The organism is Aquitalea sp. S1-19 (assembly GCF_024343515.1).
Window position 1 is genome coordinate 1,869 of sequence record NZ_RJTZ01000179.1, and the last position, 1,521, is coordinate 3,389.

Consider the following 1,521-nt stretch of genomic DNA (forward strand, 5'->3'; position numbering starts at 1 on the left):
TACTGCCAGCAATATAAAACTGCTGTTTACTGCTATGGTGCCCAAGAGAAGACTCGAACTTCCACACCCTTGCGGGCGCTAGGACCTGAACCTAGTGCGTCTACCAATTCCGCCACCTGGGCCTGCCAAATTTTTTTACTGCCAGCAATATAAACCGCTGTTTACTGCGATGGTGCCCAAGAGAAGACTCGAACTTCCACACCCTTGCGGGCGCTAGGACCTGAACCTAGTGCGTCTACCAATTCCGCCACCTGGGCCTGCCAAATTGTTTACTGCCAGCAATATAAAACTGCTGTTTACTGTTGGTGCCCAAGAGAAGACTCGAACGTCCACACCCTTGCGGGCGCTAGGACCTGAACCTAGTGCGTCTACCAATTCCGCCACCTGGGCATCGCTTTACTGTATGATCTGCGCTACATTGCTGTAACGAAGTGCGAATTATATTGACCTAGCCGAGGAAGTCAATGCCTGCCACGCAAAAAAAACAAAAAAGCATCCCGTTGCGCTTGCAAGACCCGCATCTGGAACGTGAAAAAGTCAAATACGACAAGCCTTTACCTAGCCGTGAATTTATTCTGCAAATTCTCGCCGGGCAGGGCGTTCCCATGTTTCCAGCCGAGCTAATCGGTTTGCTGAATATTACTGAAGAAGAAAAACCTTTTTTCGAACGCCGCCTGTTTGCCATGGAGCGTAGCGGAGAAGTCGTTATTAACCGTACCGGTGCCGTCTGTGTCGCGCAAAAACTGGATCTGCTTAAGTGCAAGGTATCCGGTCATCGTGATGGCTATGGGTTTGCCATGCCGTTGGAAGGGGAGAAGGGCGATCTCTTTCTGAGCGAGCGTGAAATGCACAAGGCCATGCATGGCGATATCGTCATGGTGCAGCCCGGTGCGCCGGATCGCCGTGGCCGCAGTGAAGGGCGTATCGTCGAAGTGCTGGAGCGTGCGGTGAAAACGCTGGTCGCCCGCGTCTATCTGGAGCGTGGCGTTTGGACGGCTCGCGCCGAAGACAAACGCATCCGTCTGGATATTCTGATAGAACCTGGTGGCGAGGGCGCGGCCGTGCATGGCCAGGTGGTGGTGCTGGAAATTACCGAGTACCCGCAAGGCTACCGTGCACCGATTGCCCGGGTGAAGGATGTGCTGGGTAATTATGCCGATCCTGGCATGGAGATAGAAATCGCGCTGCGCAAGCACGATTTGCCTCATGTATTTAGTGAAGTGGCTCAGGCGCAAGCCAAGGCGACACCGAAAAAGGTGCGTAAAAAAGATCAGCTCAAGGGGCGCGAAGATATTCGCGACCTGCCCTTGGTGACGATTGATGGCGAAAGTTCGCGCGACTTCGACGATGCGGTGTTTGCCGAAAAGCGGGGTAAAGGATACCGGTTGGTCGTTGCGATTGCAGATGTCAGTCATTATGTTCAGCCGGATGATGCGCTGGATATCGATGCGCTCGAGCGAGGCACCTCGGTGTATTTCCCGCGCCGTGTGATACCGATGCTGCCCGAAGCCTTGTCCAATG

The 1,521-nt window shown here is 53.9% G+C and carries 1 protein-coding gene and 3 tRNA genes; 1 reads left to right on the top strand and 3 read right to left on the bottom strand.

The genetic code is table 11. From position 1 onward, the window contains the following. Positions 1 to 35: 35 nt before the first annotated feature. The 3 genes from EGI20_RS16705 to EGI20_RS16715 form a co-directional block, all read right to left on the bottom strand. Positions 36 to 122 (bottom strand) — tRNA-Leu (locus tag EGI20_RS16705). Between the two features lie 48 nt (positions 123 to 170). Next, positions 171 to 257: transfer RNA gene (locus EGI20_RS16710), tRNA-Leu, on the bottom strand. Positions 258 to 303: 46 nt separating this feature from the next. Then, a tRNA-Leu gene (locus tag EGI20_RS16715) sits at positions 304 to 390 on the bottom strand. A gap of 74 nt (positions 391 to 464) precedes the next feature. Here EGI20_RS16715 and EGI20_RS16720 point away from each other — a divergent pair. Next, positions 465 to 1,521, top strand: a 1,057-nt coding sequence (locus EGI20_RS16720; RefSeq protein ID WP_498632834.1) for an RNB domain-containing ribonuclease, incomplete at its 3' end; no start/stop codon positions are given.